General features: G+C 38.9%; 19 protein-coding genes and 1 pseudogene. 12 read left to right on the top strand and 8 right to left on the bottom strand.

Features of this window, described 5'->3' with window-relative positions; genetic code table 11:
* Positions 1–35 precede the first annotated feature (35 nt).
* Positions 36–1295, top strand: a complete 1260-nt coding sequence (locus tag FTV32_RS04085) for a glutaminase (RefSeq protein ID WP_180027997.1) — start codon at positions 36–38, stop codon at positions 1293–1295.
* A gap of 70 nt (positions 1296–1365) precedes the next feature.
* Positions 1366–1659, top strand: coding sequence for a cold shock domain-containing protein (locus FTV32_RS04080; RefSeq protein WP_180027996.1), 294 nt, complete (start codon positions 1366–1368; stop codon positions 1657–1659).
* A 72-nt stretch (positions 1660–1731) separates the two neighbouring features.
* Here FTV32_RS04080 and dhaK read toward each other — a convergent pair whose 3' ends face one another.
* Positions 1732–3462, bottom strand: coding sequence for a dihydroxyacetone kinase subunit DhaK (dhaK, locus tag FTV32_RS04075; protein ID WP_180027995.1), 1731 nt, complete (start codon positions 3460–3462; stop codon positions 1732–1734).
* 157 nt (positions 3463–3619) lie between these two features.
* On the opposite strand from dhaK, the gene FTV32_RS04070 reads away from it, so the two are divergent.
* The 3 genes and pseudogenes from FTV32_RS04070 to FTV32_RS04060 all read left to right on the top strand — a co-directional run bounded on the left by FTV32_RS04070 (position 3620) and on the right by FTV32_RS04060 (position 5284).
* Entirely contained in the window at positions 3620–3994 is a 375-nt protein-coding gene (locus tag FTV32_RS04070; RefSeq protein ID WP_180027994.1) for a hypothetical protein, read from the top strand.
* An 11-nt stretch (positions 3995–4005) separates the two neighbouring features.
* Positions 4006–4266 (top strand): annotated as a pseudogene (locus FTV32_RS04065) (endonuclease domain-containing protein); the annotation flags it as partial.
* A 142-nt stretch (positions 4267–4408) separates the two neighbouring features.
* Positions 4409–5284 (top strand): hypothetical protein, encoded by an 876-nt coding sequence (locus FTV32_RS04060; protein ID WP_180027992.1) that lies wholly within the window; start codon positions 4409–4411, stop codon positions 5282–5284.
* 84 nt (positions 5285–5368) lie between these two features.
* Here FTV32_RS04060 and metH read toward each other — a convergent pair whose 3' ends face one another.
* Entirely contained in the window at positions 5369–9055 is a 3687-nt protein-coding gene (metH, locus tag FTV32_RS04055) for a methionine synthase (RefSeq protein ID WP_180027991.1), read from the bottom strand.
* 458 nt (positions 9056–9513) lie between these two features.
* Between metH and FTV32_RS04050 the strand changes: the two genes are divergently transcribed.
* Complete coding sequence (locus tag FTV32_RS04050; RefSeq protein WP_180027990.1) at positions 9514–11136, top strand: inorganic phosphate transporter; 1623 nt, start codon at positions 9514–9516, stop codon at positions 11134–11136.
* 74 nt (positions 11137–11210) lie between these two features.
* Here the strand turns inward: FTV32_RS04050 and FTV32_RS04045 are convergent, their stop codons facing one another.
* The 3 genes from FTV32_RS04045 to FTV32_RS04035 all read right to left on the bottom strand — a co-directional run bounded on the left by FTV32_RS04045 (position 11211) and on the right by FTV32_RS04035 (position 14639).
* A complete protein-coding gene (locus FTV32_RS04045) occupies positions 11211–12752 on the bottom strand; it encodes a hypothetical protein (protein ID WP_180027989.1) in 1542 nt (513 codons plus the stop codon).
* Positions 12753–12911: 159 nt separating this feature from the next.
* Positions 12912–13865, bottom strand: coding sequence for an ABC transporter substrate-binding protein (locus tag FTV32_RS04040; protein WP_180027988.1), 954 nt, complete (start codon positions 13863–13865; stop codon positions 12912–12914).
* Positions 13866–14021: 156 nt separating this feature from the next.
* The gene (locus tag FTV32_RS04035; RefSeq protein ID WP_179997692.1) at positions 14022–14639 is read right to left on the bottom strand and encodes a rhomboid family intramembrane serine protease; all 618 of its coding nucleotides are present in this window, start codon (positions 14637–14639) and stop codon (positions 14022–14024) included.
* Between the two features lie 159 nt (positions 14640–14798).
* Between FTV32_RS04035 and nfuA the strand changes: the two genes are divergently transcribed.
* The 3 genes from nfuA (at position 14799) to FTV32_RS04020 (ending at position 19260) form a co-directional block, all read left to right on the top strand.
* The gene (gene nfuA, locus FTV32_RS04030) at positions 14799–15437 is read left to right on the top strand and encodes a Fe-S biogenesis protein NfuA (RefSeq protein WP_035269609.1); all 639 of its coding nucleotides are present in this window, start codon (positions 14799–14801) and stop codon (positions 15435–15437) included.
* Between the two features lie 222 nt (positions 15438–15659).
* Positions 15660–17918 (top strand): TonB-dependent receptor domain-containing protein, encoded by a 2259-nt coding sequence (locus tag FTV32_RS17415; protein WP_180027987.1) that lies wholly within the window; start codon positions 15660–15662, stop codon positions 17916–17918.
* A 70-nt stretch (positions 17919–17988) separates the two neighbouring features.
* Entirely contained in the window at positions 17989–19260 is a 1272-nt protein-coding gene (locus FTV32_RS04020) for a class I SAM-dependent methyltransferase (RefSeq protein ID WP_180027986.1), read from the top strand.
* A gap of 28 nt (positions 19261–19288) precedes the next feature.
* On the opposite strand, the gene FTV32_RS04015 is transcribed toward FTV32_RS04020, so the two are convergent.
* Positions 19289–20290, bottom strand: a complete 1002-nt coding sequence (locus FTV32_RS04015) for a hypothetical protein (RefSeq protein WP_180027985.1) — start codon at positions 20288–20290, stop codon at positions 19289–19291.
* Positions 20291–20307: 17 nt separating this feature from the next.
* Positions 20308–21318 carry an alpha/beta fold hydrolase gene (locus FTV32_RS04010; RefSeq protein WP_180027984.1) on the bottom strand — a complete coding sequence of 337 codons (1011 nt, stop codon included), beginning with the start codon at positions 21316–21318 and terminating at the stop codon, positions 20308–20310.
* A gap of 321 nt (positions 21319–21639) precedes the next feature.
* On the opposite strand from FTV32_RS04010, the gene FTV32_RS04005 reads away from it, so the two are divergent.
* Positions 21640–22254 (top strand): carbonic anhydrase, encoded by a 615-nt coding sequence (locus FTV32_RS04005; RefSeq protein WP_035266649.1) that lies wholly within the window; start codon positions 21640–21642, stop codon positions 22252–22254.
* 76 nt (positions 22255–22330) lie between these two features.
* Here the strand turns inward: FTV32_RS04005 and FTV32_RS04000 are convergent, their stop codons facing one another.
* On the bottom strand, positions 22331–22975 hold the full coding sequence (locus FTV32_RS04000) for an arylesterase (RefSeq protein ID WP_180027983.1): 645 nt from the start codon (positions 22973–22975) through the stop codon (positions 22331–22333).
* A 41-nt stretch (positions 22976–23016) separates the two neighbouring features.
* On the opposite strand from FTV32_RS04000, the gene FTV32_RS03995 reads away from it, so the two are divergent.
* Positions 23017–23730 (top strand): ABC transporter ATP-binding protein, encoded by a 714-nt coding sequence (locus FTV32_RS03995; protein ID WP_373683294.1) that lies wholly within the window; start codon positions 23017–23019, stop codon positions 23728–23730.
* Entirely contained in the window at positions 23727–26213 is a 2487-nt protein-coding gene (locus tag FTV32_RS03990) for an ABC transporter permease (protein ID WP_180027981.1), read from the top strand. Before FTV32_RS03995 ends, FTV32_RS03990 begins: the two co-directional genes overlap by 4 nt.
* Positions 26214–26234: the final 21 nt, after the last annotated feature.

Genomic DNA, 26234 nt, shown 5'->3' with positions numbered 1-26234 from the left:
ATTTTGGGTCTCCATTGATCACCAAGAGAATAAAAATGAAGACACCTGTACCTGATTATCTTGCCCATGTATTGGACCAATGTCATGCGAATACCGAAGGAGCATTGGCTGACTATATTCCAGAACTGGCAGCTGCCAATCCAAATCGTATCGCTTTAGCACTTTCAACCATTGATGGTACGATTTATTCCTCAGGGGATGATGAAGTTGAGTTCACGATTCAATCAATGTCTAAACCATTTGCTTATGCGTTAGCGATTCAAGAACATGGTTTGGCTCAGGTATTAGAAAAAGTTGGTGTTGAACCTTCGGGGGAAGCATTTAATCAAATCTCATTAGAAAAAGAACGATCGATTCCTAAGAACCCAATGATTAACTCGGGTGCGATTACGACACATTCTTTATTACCTCATAAAAAGACTGTTTCTCGTGCAGAACATTTACGACGTTTCTTGAGTGAACTGTGTGGGCGTAAGTTAACCTTTGATGAGCAAGTCTATCAATCTGAGCTGAAAGCAGCATTTCGTAATCTTTCGATTGGATATATGTTGCGTACCGTTGGCGTGCTAGAAGAAGACCCAGAACATATTGTTCATGGTTATATTCAACAGTGTGCGATTAAAGTCACCGTGAAAGATTTAGCACGAATGGGCAGTGTTTTGGCGAATGGCGGAAAAGACCCTGTTACGGGAAAATGTATTTTAGATCGTCAGGTATGTCGTCAGGTACTTAGCGTTATGATGACGTGCGGTATGTACGATGCAGCTGGAGATTGGTTGACCACGGTTGGTATTCCTGCCAAAAGTGGGGTGGCAGGGGGGATTATTGGTGTCTTACCAGGTCAGGTCGGGATTGCGGTTTTTTCGCCTAAATTAGACAGCCATGGCAACAGTGTTCGAGGTGTGGAAATCTTTGAACGTCTATCAAGTGATATGGGATTACATTTGATGGAGGGAACCCCTTCAGCACAAACCATTATCCAAAGTCGCCGTGAGTATGATGATGGCATGGTGGTATATGAGCTACGTGGTGTCTTACAATTTACAGAGACTGAAATGTTCTTGCGTGAGTTACAGAATGAGCCTGTAGGTAAAAATAAAGTAGTGCTTGATCTTACACATCTGACTTTAATCCATGATGTCGGTGCTCGAATGTTATTTGAAGGTGTGAAACGTCTACAGGATGATGGTCACAGAGTGGTGGTCTTAGATGCGGAATCATTGTTATCGGAACAACAAAGTAAAGGACACAAACGCGTCATTGTCCAACAGCATTTGCATGATTATTTAAAGTGATCAGCAAAGATGATGCACTTTAAGATGCGTGTATAATATTGAAAATTGTATACCGTTTTTTGGGAATGTTATGAAGTCTGAAGTCCAGCAAGGCAAAATTAAAATTTATCATGCCGATAAAGGTTTTGGTTTTATTGGTGGTTCAGGTGAGGATATTTTTTTCCACATTTCTGACTTTCCTGCAGATGAAGGTGAGCCAAAACGCAATGACCGAGTCAAATTTCAGGTTGTTGAAAATCAAGGTAAATTAAAAGCAGTCAAAATTCAACGTGTAGCTGACCAGTCAGCGAAAGCGAAGAAGTCTCGTGTGGCATCACATAATCAGGCGATTACCAGCGCATTATTATCAAGTTTTAAAAAATAAAAAGCAAAAAAAGCCCTGAATCATCAGGGCTTTTTTACATAACTAATCAATCATTTATGTCATGTTTAGATGTTATTTTAGATGATCGGCAATATCGGTAAAAATCACGCCTAAACCATATGCACCTGCATCAGGATAGCCTAAGCTACGATCCCCGACAGTACCTGCACGACCCATTCGTGCAACAATCTCTTTGGTCGATTCTGCGCCTTGAACAGCAGCTTGAGCACCTAAGATAAAGTTTTCCTTAAAGCTTTTGTCTGTGTTGGCAGACCATGAATCTGCGCATGGCACGAGCGCATCAATGAGAGTTTTATCTCCCACTACCGCGCCACGTCCAAATGAACGTTCGCCTGTGGTTTGAATACCTTTTACTGCGGCCTGCAGCATATCGGCAAAATCCGCCACGCTTAACGTGGTTTTACCTTGAATGGCTTTACTTGCGGCACGGAATGCTGAACCCCAGATTGGACCTGATGCACCGCCACAATATTCCATAATGATCATGGAGCTATTGAGCAAGAATTCATCCATCTGCTGTGCTTGGATCAAGCTTTGCCATTCTTTCTTGAGTTGTTTAAAGCCTTTAGCCACACTCATGCCGAAGTCACCATCGCCTGCGTGTGCGTCTAACTCACAAAATGGCACTTCATTTTTAATAATACAGGCAGCCATGACATCGACCACATAGCGCATGTTTTCAATGGTGAATTGCTCATTTTGAATTTCAGCATGTTCTGCTGCAGTTTCAACTTCGCTATTGCCTTGATGTTGGGTAGCCGTATCTTTTATCGCAAACTCAATGGCTAAAGCAGGTGAACCATCAAGTTTAAAGGCAGGGGTGTTAGCTTCTGCATCTAAGTATGTTTGGAGTTCATCATCTAATTCAAGTAATGAAATGGATGCGCCATTCATGTCGATACTGGTCATGTAGTTGCCGACAAAGGTACGGTAAATTTTGATGCCCTTATGTGCAAGGTGTGCGCATACATCATGGTTAAACAGATACAGTTCTTGCATTGGGGTAGAACCAAAGCCATTGATCAATACTGCAACTTCTTTCATGTCTGGACGATCTAAAAACAGGTCATCGACCATACGTTGTGCCAGTTCTTTTGCTGGCAAGATTTTCTCACGACGGATGCCTGGTTCACCATGAATACCGACGCCGTATTCCATTTCATCATCGGCAAGGGTAAAAGTTGGTGTACCTTTGGCGGGAACAGTACATGAGCTATAAGCAAAACCTAAACTGATGACATTGTCAGCCGCTTTCTGTGCCACCGCTTTAACTTCACTCAGCTCTAAGCCTTTTGATGCGGCAGCCCCTGCAATCTTATGAACAAAGATTGTGCCTGCGACACCACGACGTCCGACGGTATATAAACTATCTTTGACTGCAATATCATCTGCCACTTTGACGTAGTCAACCTTGATGCCATCTTCAGTTGCTAAAGCTGCACCGTTCTGGAAATTCATCATATCACCAGAATAGTTTTTGATGATCATCAACACGCCTTTGTCGGTTGCGACGTGTTGTAATGCTTTATAAACCTGAATTTGTGAAGGTGATGCAAAGACATCGCCACATACCGCAGCGTCTAACATGCCTTGACCGACAAAGCCTGCATGTGCAGGTTCGTGGCCGCTACCACCACCACTGATCAGGGCAACATTGTTGTGTTTTTCTTTTCTTGAAATGATTTTGTGTGATTCAGTGAATGCAAGTTCTGGGTGTGCCAAGACAAAGCCTTTGCACATGTCGACAACCAAGTTTTCAGGGTGGTTGATGAGTTTTTTCATTGAAACACCAGGATATATTAATTTGGGAGAATATTAATTTCGTATTATAAGATGTAATGGTATTTGAAGTATGTAAATGAAAGATATTTGAACTATAAATTTTTTACAGCCTACACTCATATTTTATAGATACAGATAATGATTTAGAGAAAAAATTATGCCTTCTGAGGATCATTTTAGTAAAGAACTATTTGATGTTTTAGCTCAGCAATATATCGATTTGAATTTAACGATTGAGATAGCTCGAAACAAAGAAATTATTATTAGGGAATTTAATGGAAAAAGATTTCATGTTGATTTCAACTTAGTGATCGAAATAGGTCAAAACAATGAGATCATTATTCTGGTATTCAGTGGTGAAAAGTTTCTTTTGAGGGTGAAATATGTTTATGGATCTTTTGATTTTGGTACGGAGGTTCATGAGTATCATTATCATAAACAATATTTAAGACAATGGAGGTGTGCCTCAAGCCGAGAAACTATTTATGAGCATTTAGACCGATTTGGAAATTTATATGAAAAATTTTTTTGAAGTTTTAATTGCTTAATAATAAGCAAATATTGGGTTTGCAATTTTATCGGCAGAAACCTTTATTAAATTACATTGTGGATTTTTACTATCCTGCTGCCAATTTGGTGATTGAGTGTGATGGCAGCCAGCACTTCACAAAAGAAGGATTGGAAGCAGATCGGATTAGGGATGAAGCTTTGGCTCAGTTGGGGTTGAAAGTTTCAAGATTTGACAATGGGCAGGTGATAGGGAGGATTGATGATATGTTGGAGGTTTGTTTGCAATTTTATTGATTAAAGGAGTAAAATTTTATATTTTAGATATATATGATTTTTTTAATTTTAAAAACTTATAGAGCTTTAAGAATTATCGCTCTAATAGTGAAATTATAATTATGAAGATATTAGAAATAAGAGAAAATATTAGGGCTAAGTAATGATATTTAAAGGGTTAAGCGAAGCCGAAATCAGACAGATATGCAAAGAACGTATTGAAACGTTAGAGTTTTGGATGAGAAGGTTAATTGATGAGGAGCTTCTGAAGGTTAATCATGATTATTTTAACTATATGGATGATAAAAATAATAGGTTAATTAAAAAAAGTATTAGAGATAAAGCGCAAGAACGCATGGTTGCAGAACCTAATAGATATAGTCGTTATGTCGATGCAACTTTAATGGATGATTTAATAACAATCATCTGTAATCCAGTAATTTACAAATCTTATTTCGAGAATTTTTTTATTCATAATTTCCCATCAGGTAATGAGGTCTTGAGATATTATTTAAATAAAATTTATGAACCTCGTAATAATTTAGCACATGCAAACCCTATTTCCCTTAGACAGGCTGAGCAAATAATTTGCTATACAAATGATATTTTGGAGAGCATAAAATTTAATTATAGACAGTTAGGTAAAGAAAAGATGTTTAACGTTCCGCAAATTATTAGAGTAAATGATTCATTAGGGCACGTTTATGAGAGAAGTCATATACCAAGCGTCGGATCTAGTTTAATATTAAATTTAAAAAAACCTGAATATTTTCATAACGTAAATGATTTTTTAACATTTGAATTGGAAATAGATTCAACTTATGATGCAGAGGAATATTCAATTAATTGGGCTATTGAATCCGCTAATGGTTATGATCATATTCACAATTCTAAAAAGTTAGAAATTTCTCTGGAAGAAAAACACATAAGAGAAACTTTGCATATACAAGCAAAACTTGTTTCTAATAAAACTTGGCATAAGCATGGTGATCACGATGATCATTTAATAATTGTCGTAACAGTTTTACCTCCCATATAAAAAATCCCCCTCACTTGAGGGGGATTTTTAATTAGATATGAGAATGGAATCTTCCCCCTTTGGAAAAGGGGGATCGAGGGGGGATTAAACGATAGAATCATCCAAATTCGGTGCTAACCAACGTTTCGCCTCATCTAACGTCCAACCTTTACGCTTCGCATAATCTTCCAACTGATCGCCAGAGATTTTACCCACGTTAAAGTATTCAGTCTCAGGGTTGGCGTAGTAGAAACCGCTGACTGATGAAGGCGGCCACATTGCAAAGCTACTGGTTAAGTAAGTTCCGATCTTATCAGTCGTACCTAACCAGTCAAACAATGGCGCTTTTTCAGAATGTTCAGGACAAGCAGGGTAGCCCGGTGCAGGACGAATACCCACATACTTCTCTTTGATCAACTCTTCATTCGAAAGCTGTTCATCGGCTTGGTAGCCCCAGAACTCTTTACGAATACGTTGGTGCAAGTGTTCAGCAAATGCTTCTGCAAAACGGTCACCCAAGGCTTGAACCATAATCGCGTTATAGTCATCACCTTTGGCTTTGTATTCTTGCGAAAGTTCTTCCGCACCAAAGATCGATACAGTGAAACCACCCAAATAATCTTGCGCCACGTCTTTCGGCGCTACAAAGTCAGCCAGTGAGAAATTCGCTTTGCCTGTCACTTTGTCAGACTGCTGACGAATATGCTCAAAGGTATGCGTCACATTGCCATTTTCATCAGTTACCGCAACAGTGTCTGCTGCAACACGGTTGGCAGGGTAAAGACTGAAAGTAGCGCGCGCATCGAAACGTTTATTTTCGATGATGTCTTTGAGCATCGCTTGTGCTTGTTCAAACAAATCACGTGCAGCTTCACCCACAACTTCATCTTCAAGGATTTTCGGGTATTTACCCGCCAAACTCCAAGAAATAAAGAATGGTGTCCAGTCGAAGTATTCCACCAAAGTTTCTAAAGGATAGTTGGTGAATGTTTCAGAACCAATAAAGTTTGGTTTTACAGGTGCATGCTTTTCAAAGTCAATTTTGAAGCCATTTTCAACTGATTCAGCATAAGACAGTTTTGCGGCTTTCGGTTGCTTATTCGCTAGACGTGTACGGATTTTTTCATAATCCGCTGCATAGTCCGCTGCCAATTGAGGCTTCATATCAGCAGATAAAAGTTGCGTTGCAACACCGACTGCACGAGAGGCATCAGCAGTGTAGTACACGCCATCATTGTGATATTGCGGCGCAATTTTCACGGCAGTATGCGCTTTCGATGTTGTCGCACCACCAATCATGAGTGGAATGTTAAAGCCTTTACGTTGCATTTCTTTGGCAACAAAAACCATTTCATCCAATGACGGTGTAATCAAACCTGATAAACCGATGATGTCAACTTTTTCATCAATCGCTGTTTGTAAGATTTTCTCACACGGTACCATCACGCCAAGGTCAACGATGTCATAACCGTTACAGCCAAGTACCACACCCACGATGTTTTTACCGATGTCGTGTACGTCGCCTTTAACAGTAGCAAGCAAGATTTTACCTTTGGCTTCGCCTTGGGTTTTTTCTGCTTCAATAAATGGGTTCAACCAAGCCACGGCTTGTTTCATCACACGTGCAGATTTCACCACTTGTGGTAAGAACATTTTGCCGGCACCGAACAGGTCACCCACCACGTTCATCCCTGCCATGAGTGGACCTTCGATCACATCAAGTGGACGAGCTGATTTTAAACGTGCTTCTTCAGTATCTTCATCGATATAAGTCGTAATACCTTTAACTAACGCGTATTCAAGACGTTTTTCTACAGGTTCATTGCGCCATTCAAGGTTTTCTTCAGCCTTTTGCGCACCCGCTTGACCACGATATTTTTCCGCAACAGCGAGCAATTTTTCAGTCGCTTCTTGACCGCTTGCGCCTTGGTTACGGTTCAGTACCACATCTTCAACAGCTTCTTTTAGCTCAGCATCGATATCATCATAAATTGCAAGCTGACCTGCGTTGACGATCCCCATGGTTAAGCCTTGTTGAATGCCGTGATACAAGAACACCGCATGGATCGCTTCACGAACAGGCTCATTACCACGGAATGAGAACGATACGTTTGAGATCCCGCCTGACACCATCGCATTTGGAAGGTTTTGTTTAATCCAACCGGTTGCTTCAATGAAGTCCACACCGTAGTTGTTGTGTTCTTCAATACCTGTTGCGACCGCAAACACGTTCGGGTCAAAAATAATATCTTCAGAAGGGAAGCCCACTTCATTGACTAAGACATCATAAGAACGTTTACAGATTTCTTTTTTACGTTCAGCAGTATCCGCCTGACCATTTTCATCAAACGCCATGACAATGACTGCCGCACCGTACTGACGGCAGAGGCGAGCACGTTCGACAAACTCGTCATAACCTTCTTTTAAGGAGATTGAGTTGACAACTGCTTTACCTTGGACGCATTTCAAACCTGCTTCAATGATCTCCCATTTAGAAGAGTCAAGCATGATTGGCACACGTGAAATATCAGGCTCAGACGCGATCAGATTCAGGAAATGCACCATCGCTTCTTGCGAATCCAGCATCCCTTCATCCATGTTGATGTCGATGATTTGCGCACCGGCTTCAACTTGTTGACGTGCCACATCTAAAGCTTCGGTGAAGTTACCTTCTTTAATTAAACGAAGGAATTTTTTAGAACCTGTCACGTTGGTACGTTCACCCACGTTCACAAACAAAGAATCTTTAGTAATGTTAAATGGTTCTAAACCACTTAAACGACATGCAGGTTCAATTTCAGGGATTTGACGCGGCGCAATACCTTCAACTGCTTGCGCAATCGCACGAATATGATCCGGCGTCGTACCACAACAACCACCCGTAATGTTAATTAAGCCACTTTCAGCAAATTCTTTAATAAATGCTGCAGTTTCTTCAGGAGTTTCATCATAACCACCGAAGGCATTTGGTAAGCCTGCGTTTGGATGCGCTGAAACAAAAGTATCCGCAACGTCAGACACGGTTTTGACGTGTGGACGCATCGCATCTGCACCCAGTGCACAGTTAAAGCCAATCGATAAAGGCTCTGCATGGCGCATTGAGTTCCAGAATGCTTCTGCGGTTTGACCTGTGAGTGTACGGCCAGATGCATCGGTAATGGTGCCCGAAATCATAATTGGCAGTTCGTAACCAATTTCTTTAAACACTTCTTTCACTGCAAAGATCGCAGCTTTGGCATTTAGGGTATCGAAGACCGTTTCAATCAAGATGATGTCTGCACCACCTTCAATCAATGCCTTAGTCGCTTCTATATAGTTAACTTTTAACTCATCAAAGGTGATGTTACGGAATGCCGGATCATTTACATTTGGTGAAATTGAAGTGGTACGTGACGTTGGTCCTAATACGCCCGCGACAAAACGTGGTTTTTCAGGTGTTGAGTATTTTTTACATGCTTCTTTGGCAATTCGAGCTGCTTCACGGTTAATCTCAGGTACCAAATCTTCCATATGGTAGTCAGACATTGAAACACGGGTTCCATTGAACGAGTTGGTTTCAATAATATCTGCACCAGCTTCAAGATAAGCTTCATGAATGCCTTGAATAATCTGTGGCTGAGTTAGAACCAATAAGTCGTTATTACCCTTAAGGTCGTAGGCCCAATCCTCAAAACGTTCACCACGGTAATCAGCTTCTTCCAATTTGTGGCGTTGGATCATGGTACCCATTGCACCATCAATAATCAGGATACGTTTGGCAAGAAGCGCTTTTAAGGTGGCGAGGGTAGACATCAAATGACTCTCACAAAAATCTGCACAAATAATGGTGCAATATTTTAGCAGAGTTACGTCCACTTTTCTGATAAATAAAAATTTATGAACCTATTCCCAAAAAATTAAGGGTGAATTTCATCCATCGACTACGATGATCAACCTATCAAAACTGAAACTGTCTATATTTCATCATGTTGTCATAATCTAATGTAATAATAACTGCCGTTGTAACAAATGTGACAGTGATGTCATCTTTATTTCATCTATTTAATTACCGATTGAAATAAAGATTAAAGGCGAGGGTTTTGTATTAACTATCTGATTATTATTGTTAAATTTTGAATATTGGTTGTTTTTAAAGTTTAATTTTCTTAAATAAGTGTCGTTTGGATGACTTATATGACAGCTCTTTGTCATATAATTGTAATAATTAAATTGAACAATAGAGGGGATATTTATCCTCTTTCTCTGCTTGCATGAATTCTAATCAAACTCCAGTTTCAGATTCAGCACAATCGTCAACGCCTATGCAGTCGACGAATGTTCACGTGCCAACGCCGAAATTCTTTATGCCAGTGTTCCTTACACTGATTGTTTCAACCTTGATTTACATTGGTTTTCAGTTGGCTGCTGATTTATCTCATGTGCCTGCTTTAAATCTTTATGCTGTGATCATGTTGGCCACGGCATTGTTTATCGCATTGGGTTTCGAGTTCGTTAACGGTTTCCATGACACGGCCAATGCTGTGGCAACAGTTATTTATACCAACGCTTTATCTGCACCTGTCGCTGTAATGTGGGCGGGCTTCTGTAACTTCCTTGGCGTAATGGTCGCAAGTGGTGCAGTTGCCTACGGTATTATCGCGCTATTGCCTGTTGAATTGATTATGAACGTCGGTTCAGGTGCTGGTTTTGCCATGGTCTTTGCCATGTTGATTGCCGCAATCGTATGGAACTTAGGAACTTGGTTCCTCGGTATCCCTGCTTCTAGCTCGCATACACTGATCGGTTCAATTTTAGGTGTGGGCATCATGAACTACATCTTAAACGCAGGTAATGGTGCGTCAGGTGTAGACATGGAACAGGTGATGAAAGTGGGTAAAGCACTTTTATTCTCACCATTAATCGGTTTTGCATTTGCGGCTGTATTGTTCTTATTGGTTAAAAAAATCTTTAAGAAACAAGTGGAATTATTCCAACCACCAGAAGGGAATAAACCGCCGCCGCCACTTATTCGTGCCATTTTGATTTTCACGTGTACCGGTGTAAGTTTTGCACACGGCTCAAATGATGGTCAAAAAGGTATGGGTCTGATTATGTTGATTCTGATCGGGATCGTGCCATTGGCTTACTCTTTAAACAAGAGTCTAGATCAACAACATATCCAAACGTTTGGTCAGTTATCTGCTCAAACTGCTGATTTGATTTATCCAAATCACCAAGATATTCCAGATGAAAAAGCACGTCAAATTATCACGTCATATATCCAAACCAAAGAAATCACACCTGAAGTTGTGCCAGCTTTGGCAAGCTTGACGGATCATTTAGGTGAAAAAGTAGGAAGCTACACATCCATTAAAGATGTTCCTGAAGATCAAGTGGCTGAATTCCGTAATGATATGTACCTCAGCACGACTGCATTCAAGCGTTTAGATAAAGCAGAAGCTTTACCTGCCATGACTGAAGCGCAAGAAAAAACAGTGGACAACTACCGTGATAACTTAGATTCATTCCTTCAATACATTCCAACATGGGTGAAAGTTGCGACTGCATTGGCATTAGGTCTAGGGACGATGGTAGGCTGGAAACGTATTGTTGTTACCGTTGGTGAGCGTATTGGTAAACAACACATGACTTATGGTCAGGGGATGTCTGCAGAGTTAGTTGCAATGTCAACGATTGCTGCTGCTGATGGCTTTGGTATGCCAGTGTCAACAACACACGTTTTAAACTCTGCTGTAGCAGGTACGATGGTTGCGAATAAGTCGGGCTTAAACTTCCAAATGGTTCGCACAATCTTATCAGCGTGGATTTTCACACTGCCAGCAACAATCTGTTTGTCAGGTGGTTTATTCTGGTTGTTCCTTCAGTTCACCTGATTGAATTCAATACTTAAAGACTAAAAAAGCGCTGAACAATCAGCGCTTTTTTTATGATCAATTGTTTATGACACTTATTTTTGGAATTTAGACCAAAGTTTTTTCAAGGGGAGTTTTTCCTCAGCAAAACCATATAATGCGGCAAATGGTAGGGCGGTGCGTGCGAGATATGCTACACGCCATAATCCACCATGATTAGCACCATGCATGATTAAGTCTAATGGATGATTGAGGGCGATGTCAGGATTGGCAACCGACTGTGGGTTTCTCAAATCATGAATCCACAACGCAGCCATAATCGCATTGGTCGTCGCGGGTTCAAATGCTTCAACATCAAACAAATTGGCACCATTGAAAGCAGCTTTTAATAATGGGTTTTTGGTTACCGAATGTGTAGTGGTCGATGGAGCAATATTGATGCTGACACGTTGACCTTGTGACCGTGCTAACGTAGCGCGCCATTGTTGAATCCTTTTCGCCAACGCATAATTTGGACCTTGTTCAACCACAAGACAGTCGCAGATCCCATACTGTTTATCATGACATGGGAATAAGCGTTCTTCGTTTTGTTTGAAAAAATAGTCACGAGAGACAGTCGAAATACTCTTGGACAGAATATTTTCAAGTTTAGAGCGTGATTTAAACTTATCTAATCCACCTTGAATAACTTCCTGTGGTACAGCGTAGACGTCAGTGGGCGTACACATATACATTAAACTGGTATTGGATTTTTGTTGGCTGACATGTTGCATAATGGCGTCCATCGCCATAGAAACACGAACATGCTTTTCGCCATCTAAATACGCAATCGCGGCAAGATCTAAGTCTTGATCAAACTGGGTGAGCCAATGTGCAATCTCAGGGGTATCTGTTAATAAGTTAACGCCTAAACGCTCTGCAGCTTCACGTATAGATGCAGATGAATCTATTGATTCGACACTTGGAGCGTATAAGGTCGCATTGCCTTGCAGAACAGTATTCAAAATCTTTGTCCATACTCGCTCATGATTTAAATCAAGCGCCACGATATTGGCTTTCCATTTCGCCAGCCAAGGTAAAGGTCCTGCTTCAGAAGCTGCACCAAACAGCACCATTGTTCGATCCGAAAGGTCAAACCACTCTGGATGCTGCACACACGCTTGTAGTGCCTGAGCATGTGATGCTTCTATAATACCTCGGTCTAACCAGAGTTGAATTTGGTCGAGTAGGGCTTGACCTTCTAAATTTTTACCCTGATAAGGTACAAACCATTGCGGCTCAGCAGTAGAGTTTCCTTGAAGTGTGTAGGTATTTAAATCTGTTGATTTAAGATTCATCACTTCATTCAATGCATGTGTATGTTGATCACGTTGAAAACTAAACTCTTCATAAGCTTGTTGAAGTCCATCTTGAGCGATGCGCAGCGCAGCTTCAGGTGATGAGAGCCCACATTCTACCAACCGTTTAAAATGAATCGGATAGGATTTTCGCCAATTCTTTTCATTGATAACTGCATCAGCGTATTCTGGCTGAATCTGTTGTAATGCAGCACTGACGATGCGTTGGCCTGATTTTGAACTGCTGGGTTTAGAGGACGTGTTAGAGGAAAATTGTAAACCATCAGGTTGATTAGACATGCAAAAAATCTCAAAAAAAAATGAATAAATTCGCGGATGCCTACATTATCCTGACAAAATTAATGATCTAGGTGGCATTAATTACCAGATATTGATTGAATTATTACGAGATATTTCTAAAAAAAGGAAGCCGAAGACTTCCTTTATAAATAAAATCAATTATTTAGTATTTTTTATACCATTGATCAATTCTTCTAACATAAATGCAGTGTTATCTAAGCCAGCGCCCGTTAAATACCAGGCATCGGCATCAACAAAGATGACACGATTCTCTTTGACTGCTTGACTATTCTTGAGTAATGGATGTGATTGAATATGTTGTTTCGCAGCATAGTTTTGCGTGTTTACAGCACCACGGTCTAACACAATGATGAAATCAGGATTTTGTTTTATTGCTTGTACTAGACGCTCTAAATTGCGTTGCGCGGCAGCAAGAGCTTCTGGTGAGTTTGGAGCAGGTCGAGTACTTGAGGCTTGAGGTGCTGCAGTCGGCACCACTGACTTTAAGCCAGAAATATCATAGGCAAATCCAAATCTTTCATTCTTTGCATGCGGTATAAAATTATCACCCATGGCAAAAAGCATCAGGCCGGATTTGCCTTTAGTGAGTTGTTTAAGTTGTGCTTGAAGGGCATAGACATGATCTAATTTAGATTGTGCGAGTTGTTCCTTATTAAACATTTTTGCTAAAAAAAGTGTGCGATTTTTCAGGTCTTGATTGAAGTTTTGAGTATCAGGCCAGAGGTTGATTGCAGGTGCAATTTTTTTGACCTCATTTAATTTTGCAGCAGAACGCCCGCCGACAATGATGAGATCTGGCTTTTGTTCTTTTAATAAGGTTTGGTTGGGTTCAAATAAAGATCCAGCTTTTACATATTGTTTGTCATTAAATTTTTTCAAAGCACCAACAAAAGTAGTTTCAGGTACGATTGATGCTTGAATACCTAAAGCATTCAGTGTATCCAACGCGGATAATTCGTAAACAGCCAGCTTCTGTGGTGTATTTTGAAGTTGAATAGTTTGATCTTGATAAGTGAATTGAACAGGTTGAGCATATGAAACAAAGGCGCTGAATGAAAGAATGAGTGCCAATGGAAGTTTATTGTAAGTCATATCAATACCTCGAGGTTTGATAAAAGATTAACATGAATATATAAATGATAATCATTATCATTGTTGAATTTGTGTTTTTGATTTATTTACCAGCATCAACTTTGAATTTAAAGGTATTTGTGCGGAGTGTTTTAACCCTCCGCAATGATCAAAGGATTAGAAAGGTAGTTGAAGCAACTTGCTGAAGAAGTGTGGGATAATTTGAGGTTCAATCAATATCGTTACCACGACACCGTAGGCTGCACCCCATAAATGTGCGCTGTGGTTGATGTTACTGTTTCCACGTTTACCTGACCAAATACTATAAGCAACATAAAGCACGGCAAAAATAATGGCTGGAACTGGAATAAAGAAGACAAATATCAGTTTCCATGGCTGAAATAAAATATAAGCAAACAAGACTGCTGATACTGCTCCAGAAGCGCCTAGACTTGCCCAGCGGTGATCATTTTTATGTTTTAAATAGCTTGGAATAATTGCCGCGATTAAACCGCCTAAATAGAACAGAACAAATCCGAGTTCATATAAGTATTGTCGATAAAAACTCTCAATTACACTTCCAAAGAAAAAGAGTGTGATCATATTGAACAGTAGATGTGTTCCATCTGCATGTATAAAACCATGCGTGATAAATCGATCGTATTGACCTTTCTGCATGGCTGGAGGCCAAAAAATCAAACGATTCATAATATTTTGATTGGAAAATGCAACCAGTGAAATGGCAACCGTAATTAAAACGATGGTGACAGTATGATTAAAAGGTAAATCAAGCATATAGATAAGATTGAATAAATTGCTTTAATTCTATTCATCATGCCATTTTTTTAAATTTAATTGTTATTAATATAATAATTCTGACAAATTTAGTTGAATTTTAAATATTATCCCCGATCTTCAGTTAAAATAGAGTCTTCAGCTTGAGGAAAAATTGTTATGTCGACTGAGAACACCAGCACTGCAGTTGCTGAAGAAATTCCAAATTTATTAATTACACCAACTGCGCAAGAGTATTTGTTTGAACTTTTAGAGAAGCAAAATACTCCTGGTATCGCGGTACGTGTTTTCGTAGAACATCCGGGTACACCACGTGCTGAATGCTGCATGGCATATAGTGCACCAGATGAAGTCGTTCCAACCGACTATAAACAAGAATATCCAAAATTTGCTGCATATATTGATACACCATCAATCCCATACTTATTGGATGCAGTGATTGATTACAACAAAGATCGCTTTGGTGGTCAGTTGACTTTCCGTGCACCTAACTCGAAAGTGCCACGTGTAGGTCCAGATGCATCCATTGAAGAACGTATAACCTATGTATTACAGTCAGAAATTAACCCTGGTTTAGCAGGGCATGGTGGAAACTGTGCATTGGTTGAAGTGGTTGAAGATGCTGAGCATGGTTTAACAGCGGTCTTGAAATTTGGTGGTGGCTGTCAAGGGTGTTCAGCGATTGATGTGACACTTAAACAAGGTGTTGAAGTTACGCTAAAACAGCATATCCCAGAGTTACAACGTGTTGTGGACCAGACAGACCACAGCCAATCAGAAGGCGCTTATATGAAATAAGTTGCCTTTAAATTTACAAAAGTTGATTTGAAAAGCTCCCATTAAAAGGGGGCTTTTTTTTATGAAAACTGAACAAAATGAGTAATATCAATAAAATTGAAATGTAAAAACAAAACTATAAATGAGAATAGTTATCATAATCTATTGCAAAGTGATTATCATTTGTTACAATGCGACACAATTCGAACAAGATCTCTCCACACATTCTTTGGTAATTACACAATGCAAAAGACATTTTTAAAATCTAAGTTAGCGTTTGCTGTCTTAACCACTATGTCGGTTTCAAGTTTTGCACAAGAGCAAATTGGTCAAGATATTAATGCAAAACAAGATACAACTAAGTTAAAAACAATTGTCGTAACTTCAGCGAGTGGTTATGAGCAAAATATAGCGGATGCTGCTGCTACGATTTCAGTGATTACTGCCGAAGAATTAGAAAAAAAATCTTATAGTGATGTAACTGATGCATTGAAAAATGTTCCAGGTGTATTTGTACAAGGCGGTGGAACGAACCAGACGATCTCCATTCGGGGTATGGGATCAGCTTATACCTTATTTTTAGTAGATGGACGTCCAATGAATGATGGTAGTCTTTTAACAACAAATGGGGGGGTTCAAGGAGCATCAGTAAACTTCTTACCGCCAATAGAATCAATTGAACGTATTGAAGTGATTCGAGGCCCGTCATCCTCTCTATATGGTTCTGATGCTATGGGTGGTGTAATTAATATCATTACTAAAAAGCATCAAGATCGTTTGACTGCAAGTATTCGAACAGAATATATCAAAGCTGGTAAATCGAATGACGTTAACAACGACGCAACCAATACCAGCTTGTATGTAAATGCACCATTAATTGATAAGCTTCTTTCGGTTCAAGTTACAGCTGGTCTTCAAACGATTGAAGAAAGTTCATTACAAAAAAATACAGCCGAAACAGGTGAGAGTGAACCAGATTTTCAAAAAACAAATCTAGGTACAAAGTTTGTTTTTACACCAGATGAAAAAAACACACTCACTGCTGAATATGTAAGAACTCAACAAGAGCGTACACACAACCCAGGTAAAAGTTATACCCAGTATGTTTCAGTAACGGGTCCTAAAGTTGATATTGATGGTAAAGATTTCGTTCTATCTAATGGAAATTATTATCCAGCATATAATACGAATAATCGTAATGATGATGGTGAGCTAATCTATCGTTCAGATGTCGTACCGAATACAGGGACTTACTCAGAATTAGAAAAAAATAATTTTAGCCTTACTCATGATGGTGAGTACGACAATCTAAAACTCACTTCTTACTTGCAATATGATAAAGATAAAAATAATGCAATTACAGGGCGTACTGTGGGTAAAGTTCAAAATCCGGGGGGGATTTTATTTGAGACTATCACAGCCAATACCCAAGGAACGTACTTTTTCGAAGATCATAGTCTGACCATTGGCGGGCGATATTTAAAAGAAAATCTTGAGGATGGTACAAGTAACCAAAATGCAGCGATGGCTGGTAAAGTCACTAAAATGGATCGATATCAATGGTCTATTTTTGCAGAAGATACTTGGAATTTCAGTGATAAGTTAGCACTAACCTTAAGTGGTCGTTTCGATGAAAATGAGTTTTTTGGTGATAATTTCAGTCCAAAGGCATATGCAGTTTATAAAGCTACAGACAACGTGACTTTAAAAGGAGGTGTAATTTCAGGCTATAAAGCGCCGAGCTTACGTAATTCTTCTCCAGATTACATGCTGAACTCAATGGGCGGGGCAATTATGCCAAACCCAAATTTAAAGCCAGAAACCAGTTTAACGTATGAAACAGGTTTTGCATTCACTCATCCTGAATTGGGTTTATCTGCAAGTCTTATGGTCTATCAAACTGACTTTAACGATAAAATTACTCGATCTGGTCGTTTAGATGGTAGTCGACTTCCCCCAAAAAATGACGGTGAGCCGCCTTACACTCAATCTGAAATTAATGATTTCGTTGATAGCAGTGCTTTCTATCAGTCCAACCCTAATCTGCCATATAACGCAAATGGTTATACACTCAACTATAACATTGATAAGGCCGAAATTAGAGGGCTTGAACTGACCACAGATTACAACATCACAGATTACTTAAAATATAGACACTCTTATACATTCACAGATAGTGAGCAAAAATCTGGACAGTATGAAGGTAAACCATTGAATAATTTGCCTAAACATATGTTTAATGCAGGCTTAGATTGGGACTTTAATGATCAATTGTATTTATGGACTCAATTGAATTATCGTGGCAAAACAGTGGGTGATACCGATGGAGATAAAACACCAGCTTATACATTTGTAGATGTTGGAGCTGTGTATAAGTATAGTGACCAATTCCAGCTATCTACTGGTGTATATAATGTTGCAAACAAAAATGTACTGAAAGATGGAAATGATTGGGTGCTTGATGGCCGACGTTACAGCTTTGCCTTGAATTATAAGTTTTAATGTCTTGTGCTTGGAGTGAGAGCGAGAATCTCACTCCAAGCTTTGAATAGTCGAGTTTAGAAGGAAAATAATGAAGCGCGTCGATGGCTATGTGGTTGACACCATCTATCCTATGTTTTTTTATCCAGAGATGCAGCCAATTTGGCTGAGTACAATCAGCCAATTTCAAGGTTATATAGCGCCAGATATATCTCAAAATTTTCGATATTTAGAGTTAGGTTGTGGTTGTGGTCTTAACTTGATTGTGGCAGCAATGGCAAATCCGCACGCTGAGTTTGTCGGAGTGGATTTTAATGACAAACACATACAACGAGCTACAGAGCTTGCTCAATCCTTACAATTAAGCAATATAAGATTCTTAAATATAGACTTTGAAAAATTTAACAAAAATAATAATGAAGTGTTTGATTTCATTGTCTGTCATGGAGTGTATTCTTGGGTTTCTGAACACAATCAATATTTTATTAGGCAGATTCTAGATAAATCTTTAAAGGACCAAGGGCTATTCTATTTACACTATATGTGCTTTCCTGGATCCGCTACTTTACAGCCTATTCAAAAAATCTTTAACTTGGTTGATAAAAATACGTCTCAGCAATCTGCTCAAAGTATTGAATTGTCTACAGCACTAGTGAGTGAATTAAATCGGAGAGGCGCTTTTATTGGATATGACAAAATACAAGGAATTGTGAATACATTAAAAAATGATACCAATTATCTCGCTCACGAACTTTTAACTAATTATTGGCAACCCCTTTATAGTGTAGATGTACATGAGATTTTAAAGATCGAAGCTGATCTATCATATATTGGGAGTGCAGTTCCAACTGAAAACTTAGATTCTCTTAGCATTCCAGTCGACTTGCAACAGTTGATATCAGATGTGAATATTTCGAATACAAAAGAGTATCTAAAAGATATTGCTCGGGATTCAAAGCAGCGTATGGATTTGTTTCAAAAAAAATCAGTGAATTACCGTTTTGAAGACCATTTAGGAATTTTACATAAGATTAGATTAGATCTTATTCTTAACAATGAGCGATTGGATAATATTAATTTAAAAACATCAATTGGCCCAATTCAAGCTCCGAAGGAGGTGATCAGTGCAATTATTGAAAGTTTAAGAACAGGTTCTAAAACTTTTCAACAGTTACATCACCTTCCTTGTTTTCAGCAAAATTTAAAACTACTTGTTGAGAGTATATTTTTATTGATGAATTGCCATTATATCTACCCTATAAGCGAGCATAGAAAATCAAAGGACCTACGTAAAATAGAACGTCTCAATTCATTGCTGAGTGAGCATCAAATTGAGATTCAAATACCGACGACATATTTCTAATAAACCGCTCTAAGGAGCGGTTTTCTAATTAAGATGTGAGAATACTTAGTGCTGGTTCAGAATAGTAGAATTTTTCAAGATATACACGTGCACGGTGTTTAAGGTGTTCACTAGAAATCATATGCTTGATTACGGGGCAGAGTAGAGCACTTAATTCATTTTGAACAAGGCTTTCGTTGATATTGATATCTTGCATGATCAGATCAAAAGAGCGGTCTTGATTATGGCAATACCACGTGTAAATACCATCGTGTACTTGTTGCTTTAGATATTCAGTTTGACGGAGGTTGTCCCAAATATCATGTCCCATTGCCACAGTATTTGGTAGATCATTGATTTCAACATAGTTTTTAACAGCAGAGAGTGGGACTTGCTTTATTTTGTGCCAAAGATTGGCTTGAAAGTGGTATAGCTTATTATCATCAAAGTGTTGGTTAATCACTTGTTCGCTAATTTGACTGATCTTGATAATATTTTTTTGCAGATAATGTTTGACCGTATCATCAAGATTTGAATCAGTGACACTTTCAAGAACTGATTTCCCCATTTTCATAAAGCGGCCGACACCGGGTACTTTTTTATTCATCACTGAATTATCAATATAATCCTGAATAGAATGATGGATTAACTCGGTGAGCATACTCGAAAATGCGGGATTGTTCACAATACGTTTAATTAGAGCTTGGCGGTGAGCACTTTTAGATGAAATATAAAGTGCAATTCGATCAATGGTGTGAACCGAGATAATATCTTCGATTTGAGTCGTTTCATTAAGCGGATGAACCAACGCAAATCGAATATGCTCCGCAATCTGTTGAACGAGAGAATCAGTTGTAGGTGTATTTAGAATTTGTTTTTGAAGCAGTGCACTAATCGCCTCGAAAGACCAAATTTGCTTTAAAGGTTGTTTTCGAAACCATTGATAAAAATATAAAAATTCATTTTCAATGGTGTCATCTTGAGAAAATTCATGATCAAGAAATGCCAAATGTGCCTCAATCAACTGTTCGATTTTAGGATTTTTTTCCATGAAAATTCTCAATATCCTTAATTTGACGATGACGTTTTAACGGTATTCATCTTATTTAAAAAACTTAAGTAATGTTGCGCCACAAGATCAGGTGTTTCTACGATAGGTGTATGACCAATTTGATCTAATAAAATAGGGGGATGTGCTTTTTTTAAGGCGGTCCCTAATTCATGTGCAACTTCAACATTTACTATCTGATCTTGTTTTCCCCACAAAATCAATGTTTCAACCTCAATATTTTTTAACAATTGAGCAAATGATTCAACGGTGTACTGTTGATTGAGTTTAACAAGCTGATGAATCAACTCAGATGTATCCGCCGCGCGTTGAATAAGTGCTTGCTCTTGTTGTTTCTTGATTAAACTGGGTACGAAGGGAGCTTTATGCATGACTCTCCTAGAAACATAATTCAAGTCTCCAGGTTGTGAGATTAAAAGCTGCTTTAAATAAATTGGGTTATTGAGGAAGAATGTTTTGTTACTTCTGAATAATCCACCGGCACTGATCAGAAATAAACTTTTCATTTCTTGAGGATATTTAGCAGCATACATCAGTCCGATTGATCCACCGACAGAGTGACCCGCTAGATTAAGCTGGTTTTCAATGCGTAATGCTTCTGCAAAACGACGTAACTGTTCAGTCAGATGAGGAAGTGATAAGTCAAATCCCTTTGGTGTTAGCGTTTGTCCACTTCCAGGCAAGTCAACAATAATGACACGATATTGCTGTGTGAGATTCCGAGCGACATGATTCCAACTGTCTCGATTCATGCCTATACCATGAATGAGTAATAAGGCAGGTCGATCAGTAGGACCACCTTCGCTATAAGACCACACAACATCACCGACGCGAATTGTTTTATTGGATAGTCCTGCCCAAGCACGCTCTTCATTTAAAACTTTTTGATAGTCGATTAATTCAACAGTATTTGCTCGGGTAGATGAGATACCGAGGCTGAGCATTAACGCGAGTAAAATGGAAAATAAATGTTGATGCTTTAATATGGGTAAAGGAAAATGAACAAACATGCAGGTGAAATCCCTTAAAACAGGGCGACATTATAATCAAGTGACTTTTATAAAGTAGTAGTTAAAAGTAAAAAAATAAATCCTATTTTTGTGATAATTGGTTCTCTATTTAAATAAGTTTTACTTCATAAACATAAATTTAAGCGCTGAATCAGCTGCTAAAGTGTTTCAGTAAGGAATGATCATAATCATCAGATTTGAAGAAATTGAAGATATTTTTAGCAATTAACAAAAATTGTAACAGAGTTTAAATTTTGTCAGTGACAATCAAAAAGCACAGTATTAAAATTACCTCAAACCTTGATAAACCATGGATACAAGATGCTAACTGCACAAGAAGCTTTAGAACGTTTAAAAATTGGTAATCAACGTTTTGTTGAAGGTCAAACCAAGCATCAACGATTATTGACGCATCATGAGCGTGCTCAGATGGCTGAAACTCAAGAGCCATTTGCGATTGTATTAGGATGTTCTGATTCACGTGTTCCAGCTGAAATGGTTTTTGATCAGGGCTTAGGTGATTTATTTGTTATTCGTGTAGCAGGCAATATCGTAGCTCCATCTCAAGTTGGAAGTGTGGAGTTTGCAGCCGAAAGTTTTAATTGTCCTTTAGTGATTGTATTGGGTCATACACATTGCGGCGCAATCGACTCAACGATTGAAGCATTACGTAATCCTCAACAACCGCCTTCTGTTAATTTGATGTCTATTGTCAATCGCGTACGTCCATCAGTCGAAATTTTAATGCAAACTGAGTTAAAAGATGATTTGAAAAAGCTTTCAGTACACGCGGTTCGCTCAAATGTTTTTGCTTCAGTTAACCAGTTGCGCCATGGTTCTGCGGTGTTGGAAAACTTGATTGCACAAGGTAAATTAAAAGTTGTAGGTGCAGAATACTCACTTGAAACAGGTGAAGTTACATTCTTTGACTTCTAATATCAGCATTTTAAAAAAGCCAGCTTAAGCTGGCTTTTTTATTGATTGGGATTTATGGATCTCTATGTCTATAACTTTATAGAGCGCCTTTAATGTAAGGATATGCATTATTTAAGAGTTTAGGTTGAGCTTGTTCATTAGGATGAATCAGATCTTTTTGCATGAGTTTATTATTTCCAGCAACACCTTCTAGAAAAAAAGGGAGCAACTTCACATTAAATTGCTGGCTCACAACCCTATAATTATTTTCAAAGGCTTTGCTATAGGCTGAGCCATAGTTTGGAGGAATCTTCATGCCAAATATGAGTACTTTGGCATTAGATTTTTGGCTCAATTGAACTAATCGAGTTAGGTTTTGTTGAATCATTTTTGGAGGTTGACCTCGTAAACCGTCATTACCTCCCAATTCAATTACGACAATATCTGGTTTGTGTGTTTGAAGCAATTTGGGCAAACGTGCTAATGCACCACTGGTTGTTTCACCGCTGACACTTGCATTGACCACTCGATGTTGTTTCGGATACTGTTGATTAAGACGTTTTTGCAAAAGATTGACCCAACCTTTCTCTGTGGGTACGCCGTAACCAGCACTTAAACTATCACCAAGAATAAGGATAGTTTTTGCAAAGCTATTGATCGGTAAAAGAAACAGACAACTGCAGATAAATAAAAAGGCAGTTTTTCTCAATGTAACAATATTTAAACTTTGACTGATTTGCATAAAGGCTTTCTATGGTTCGTAATGACTCAACTTCTTCAATCATGCCACAAGCGTTAATTTCTGCACAGCAATTGACACAAACAATACAGATCCAACAAAAAAAGTTGACGATTTTTGAGAATCTAAATCTACAAATTTATCCTGGCGAGCAAGTCGCAATCACAGGTAGATCGGGTTCTGGAAAATCTACACTGTTGGGAATTCTGGCGACATTAGATCAGCCAAGTTCAGGAACATTGTCGATTAATGGTATAGCAGTTGAGCAATTAAGCGAAGAGCAACGCGCTCAAATTAGACTTGAAAATATTGGTTTTGTATTTCAATCCTTTCAGCTTTTACCTTCTTTATCTGCGCTTGAAAATGTTATGTTGCCGCTGAGAATTCAAAAGAATTTTGATTATGCCAAAGCAGAACAACAAGCCCTTTATTGGTTGAACAAAGTGGGTTTAGATCGTCAAAGTACTCAAACACCTAAAGTACTGTCTGGGGGAGAACAACAACGCGTAGCAATTGCACGCGCTTTAATTGCTGAGCCCAAAATTGTATTTGCGGATGAACCAACGGGAAATTTAGATGGGACGACAGCCCAGGAGATTGAACAGCTTTTATTTGATTTGAATCGGGAGCTGGGCACTACATTGGTTTTAGTCACCCATGATCAAAAGCTAGCACAAAAATGTGAGACGCATTATGAATTGATCGATGGTCAATTAGAAAAAGTGCAAGGCGCTTCAGCTTCTGGAGAGCGTGTATGAGTGCGCTATTCAAACCTTTGTTGAAGCAAAGTTTTGCTAGCACAGGGATTTATTTGCTCATTTTTGCATTGAGTCTCGCGATTAGTGCGACAACCGCTTTAAAGTTCAGTAATGATCAGATTCAACAAGCTGTTTCATTGCAGGCTGCTAAGCTTCAAGCTGCAGATCTAGTGTTGAGTGATCAATATCCGCTCAATGAAAAATTTAAACAGAAGGCGAACCAACTCAATCTACAACAGTCCCAAGTGACGGTTTTTGGTTCAATGGCACATACTGATGAACAATTTGTCATGGTGAATGTCAAAGCGATTGAGTCCAATTTTCCGCTACGTGGTGAACTCATTATTCAACCTGATCAAACTGCTATTCGGTCAGAAGAGGTATGGCTGAGTCAACGTGCTTTAGATTTATTAAATGTCAAAATAGGGGAGAGGGTTCAAATCGCAGATGCGAGTTTTACAGTTACAGGAGTCATTGAAAAGGATTCTAACCAAGAACTCGGATTTTCAGCCTTTTCACCTACAGTGATCATTTCACAATCTGATGTTGCGGCAACCAATGCGATTCAGCCTGGAAGTCGTATCGAATATCGTCTGCTTATGTCTGGTGAGCCGAATAGACTTAATGAGTTTACGACTTATTTTGATCAGCTCTATCCTAAAAAAATGATTGAACCAAATGCAGATGATCAGCAAGCAATGGAAACCCAAAGCTCAATTCGCTTGAGAACTGCGGACGAGGCGAATACCCGCTTGATGCGTCCAATTGAAAATCTAGATACTTTTTTACAGCTCGCAAACATTCTTACAATTTTACTGTGCGGTATTGCAATTGCGTTGACCAGTCAGCGGTACGTTCAACAAAATCAAGATCATGTCGCTTTGATGAGATGTATGGGGGCTGCAAAGTTCCAAATTCTTAAGAACTATATTGCATTGCTTATGATTGTCGTCGTAGTTGCGATGTTCATCGGTACTGGATTAGGGATTGGTCTAGGCTATATTTTATTGCAGTTTATGTTGCAACTAATTCCGCATTTAGACATCCAATTTAGCTTGTTTGATTTGGTTTTGGGTCCTTTGCCAATTGCAATATTCACCAGTGTCATTGTGATGTTTGGATTTATTGTCCCAAGTTTGATGCAGCTCTTAAATACGCCTCCAATTCGTGTTATCCGTGAGGATGTTAAATCTACGCGTTCTCTCTTGACCTTATTGGGATCGGGAGCTGTAAGTCTTATTTTATTTTGTATTTTGCTCACTCAAAATATACAGCTCTCATTGCTCGTTATCGGTACGATCCTCGCATTGTGTGCAAGTATGTTCAGCATAGTTTGGTTGCTATTAAAGATGATCAAATCTTTGAAAAATAGATGGTCAGCCTATGTACGTGTACCTAATCAAACAGCACTTCAAATTACTGCACTTGCATTAGGTCTGAGCCTGATTACAGTTCTTGTAGTATTAAGGACGGATCTATTAGATCGTTGGCAGCAACAGTTACCTGAAGGTACGCCAAATCAATTTATTTATGGTCTTCCTCCATTTGAAGTTGAGCAATTTAAAGCTCAGATCGAAAAAGAAGGTTGGCCAAGTACACCCTTGTATCCGAATATCCGCGGACGCCTAATTAAACATAATGGTCAGCCATTTTCGGAATCATTAAGAGCGCAAAATAACTCACTCAGACGAGAGTTGAATTTGACTCAAGTTCAAGGCTATCCAGAAGATAATGTCATTGTCAGTGGACAGCCGCAATTGCAGCAGGTGGGAGATGTTTCTGTTGAGGCAAATCTTGCTGAAGAGTTAGGAATAAAAGTGGGTGATCAACTCAGTTTTAGCTTGCCAGAAGGCGAACTTCAAGCCAATGTTGTAAATTTAAGAACAGTCGAGTGGGAAAGCTTCAGTCCAAACTTTTTCTTCATTTTTGCACCGAATACGATGGATGAAAATGCTGGAAGTTATTTAGGAAGTTTTTTTGTACCTCAAGATGAAAAATCCAAGTTGGTCAATCTAATTCAGCAGTTCTCAAATACTGTATTTATCGATGTTTCCTTAATTTTAGATGAAATTAAGAATTTAGTATCTGTTTTAGTTCAAATTATTACCATTCTTGCGCTTCTCGTCAGTGTTTCAGGTTTTTTGGTGTTGATTGCTTGCATTAATTTATTGATGGATGAGCGAAAGCGAGAAGTCGCGATTTTAAGATCATTTGGCAGCTCAAAACCCAATTTGAAAAATATGCTGTGTTTAGAAATTGGATTTATCGGCTTTATGGCTGGCTTAGTATCGTGTTTTTTTGCTGAGGTCATCAGTGCGATCGCCAGTTATAAAATGGATCTCGCTATACAACCGCATTGGGAAATCTGGGTGATTCTACCCATGAGCATGATGATTTTATGTGCGCTGATTGGTCGTTATCGTTTAAGCTACTTAACTGAGATTCCTCCATTAAAAAGCTTGCGTGAACTTAATCAATCATAAAATTTATGAGATCTAAAAAAT

Source organism: Acinetobacter sp. YH16032 (assembly GCF_013417345.1).
In the GTDB taxonomy this organism is placed as follows: Bacteria; Pseudomonadota; Gammaproteobacteria; order Pseudomonadales; family Moraxellaceae; genus Acinetobacter.
This window is presented reverse-complemented; position numbering and strand designations above follow the sequence as displayed.

What these genes read in the sequence shown, in the direction of transcription:
- FTV32_RS04085 (WP_180027997.1), top strand. Translation starts at nt 36, where the DNA reads ATGAAGACACCTGTACCTGATTATCTTGCCCATGTATTGGACCAATGT.
- FTV32_RS04080 (WP_180027996.1), top strand. Translation starts at nt 1,366, where the DNA reads ATGAAGTCTGAAGTCCAGCAAGGCAAAATTAAAATTTATCATGCCGAT.
- dhaK (WP_180027995.1), bottom strand. Translation starts at nt 3,462, where the DNA reads ATGAAAAAACTCATCAACCACCCTGAAAACTTGGTTGTCGACATGTGC.
- FTV32_RS04070 (WP_180027994.1), top strand. Translation starts at nt 3,620, where the DNA reads ATGCCTTCTGAGGATCATTTTAGTAAAGAACTATTTGATGTTTTAGCT.
- FTV32_RS04060 (WP_180027992.1), top strand. Translation starts at nt 4,409, where the DNA reads ATGATATTTAAAGGGTTAAGCGAAGCCGAAATCAGACAGATATGCAAA.
- metH (WP_180027991.1), bottom strand. Translation starts at nt 9,055, where the DNA reads ATGTCTACCCTCGCCACCTTAAAAGCGCTTCTTGCCAAACGTATCCTG.
- FTV32_RS04050 (WP_180027990.1), top strand. Translation starts at nt 9,514, where the DNA reads ATGAATTCTAATCAAACTCCAGTTTCAGATTCAGCACAATCGTCAACG.
- FTV32_RS04045 (WP_180027989.1), bottom strand. Translation starts at nt 12,752, where the DNA reads ATGTCTAATCAACCTGATGGTTTACAATTTTCCTCTAACACGTCCTCT.
- FTV32_RS04040 (WP_180027988.1), bottom strand. Translation starts at nt 13,865, where the DNA reads ATGACTTACAATAAACTTCCATTGGCACTCATTCTTTCATTCAGCGCC.
- FTV32_RS04035 (WP_179997692.1), bottom strand. Translation starts at nt 14,639, where the DNA reads ATGCTTGATTTACCTTTTAATCATACTGTCACCATCGTTTTAATTACG.
- nfuA (WP_035269609.1), top strand. Translation starts at nt 14,799, where the DNA reads ATGTCGACTGAGAACACCAGCACTGCAGTTGCTGAAGAAATTCCAAAT.
- FTV32_RS17415 (WP_180027987.1), top strand. Translation starts at nt 15,660, where the DNA reads ATGCAAAAGACATTTTTAAAATCTAAGTTAGCGTTTGCTGTCTTAACC.
- FTV32_RS04020 (WP_180027986.1), top strand. Translation starts at nt 17,989, where the DNA reads ATGAAGCGCGTCGATGGCTATGTGGTTGACACCATCTATCCTATGTTT.
- FTV32_RS04015 (WP_180027985.1), bottom strand. Translation starts at nt 20,290, where the DNA reads ATGGAAAAAAATCCTAAAATCGAACAGTTGATTGAGGCACATTTGGCA.
- FTV32_RS04010 (WP_180027984.1), bottom strand. Translation starts at nt 21,318, where the DNA reads ATGTTTGTTCATTTTCCTTTACCCATATTAAAGCATCAACATTTATTT.
- FTV32_RS04005 (WP_035266649.1), top strand. Translation starts at nt 21,640, where the DNA reads ATGCTAACTGCACAAGAAGCTTTAGAACGTTTAAAAATTGGTAATCAA.
- FTV32_RS04000 (WP_180027983.1), bottom strand. Translation starts at nt 22,975, where the DNA reads ATGCAAATCAGTCAAAGTTTAAATATTGTTACATTGAGAAAAACTGCC.
- FTV32_RS03995 (WP_373683294.1), top strand. Translation starts at nt 23,017, where the DNA reads ATGCCACAAGCGTTAATTTCTGCACAGCAATTGACACAAACAATACAG.
- FTV32_RS03990 (WP_180027981.1), top strand. Translation starts at nt 23,727, where the DNA reads ATGAGTGCGCTATTCAAACCTTTGTTGAAGCAAAGTTTTGCTAGCACA.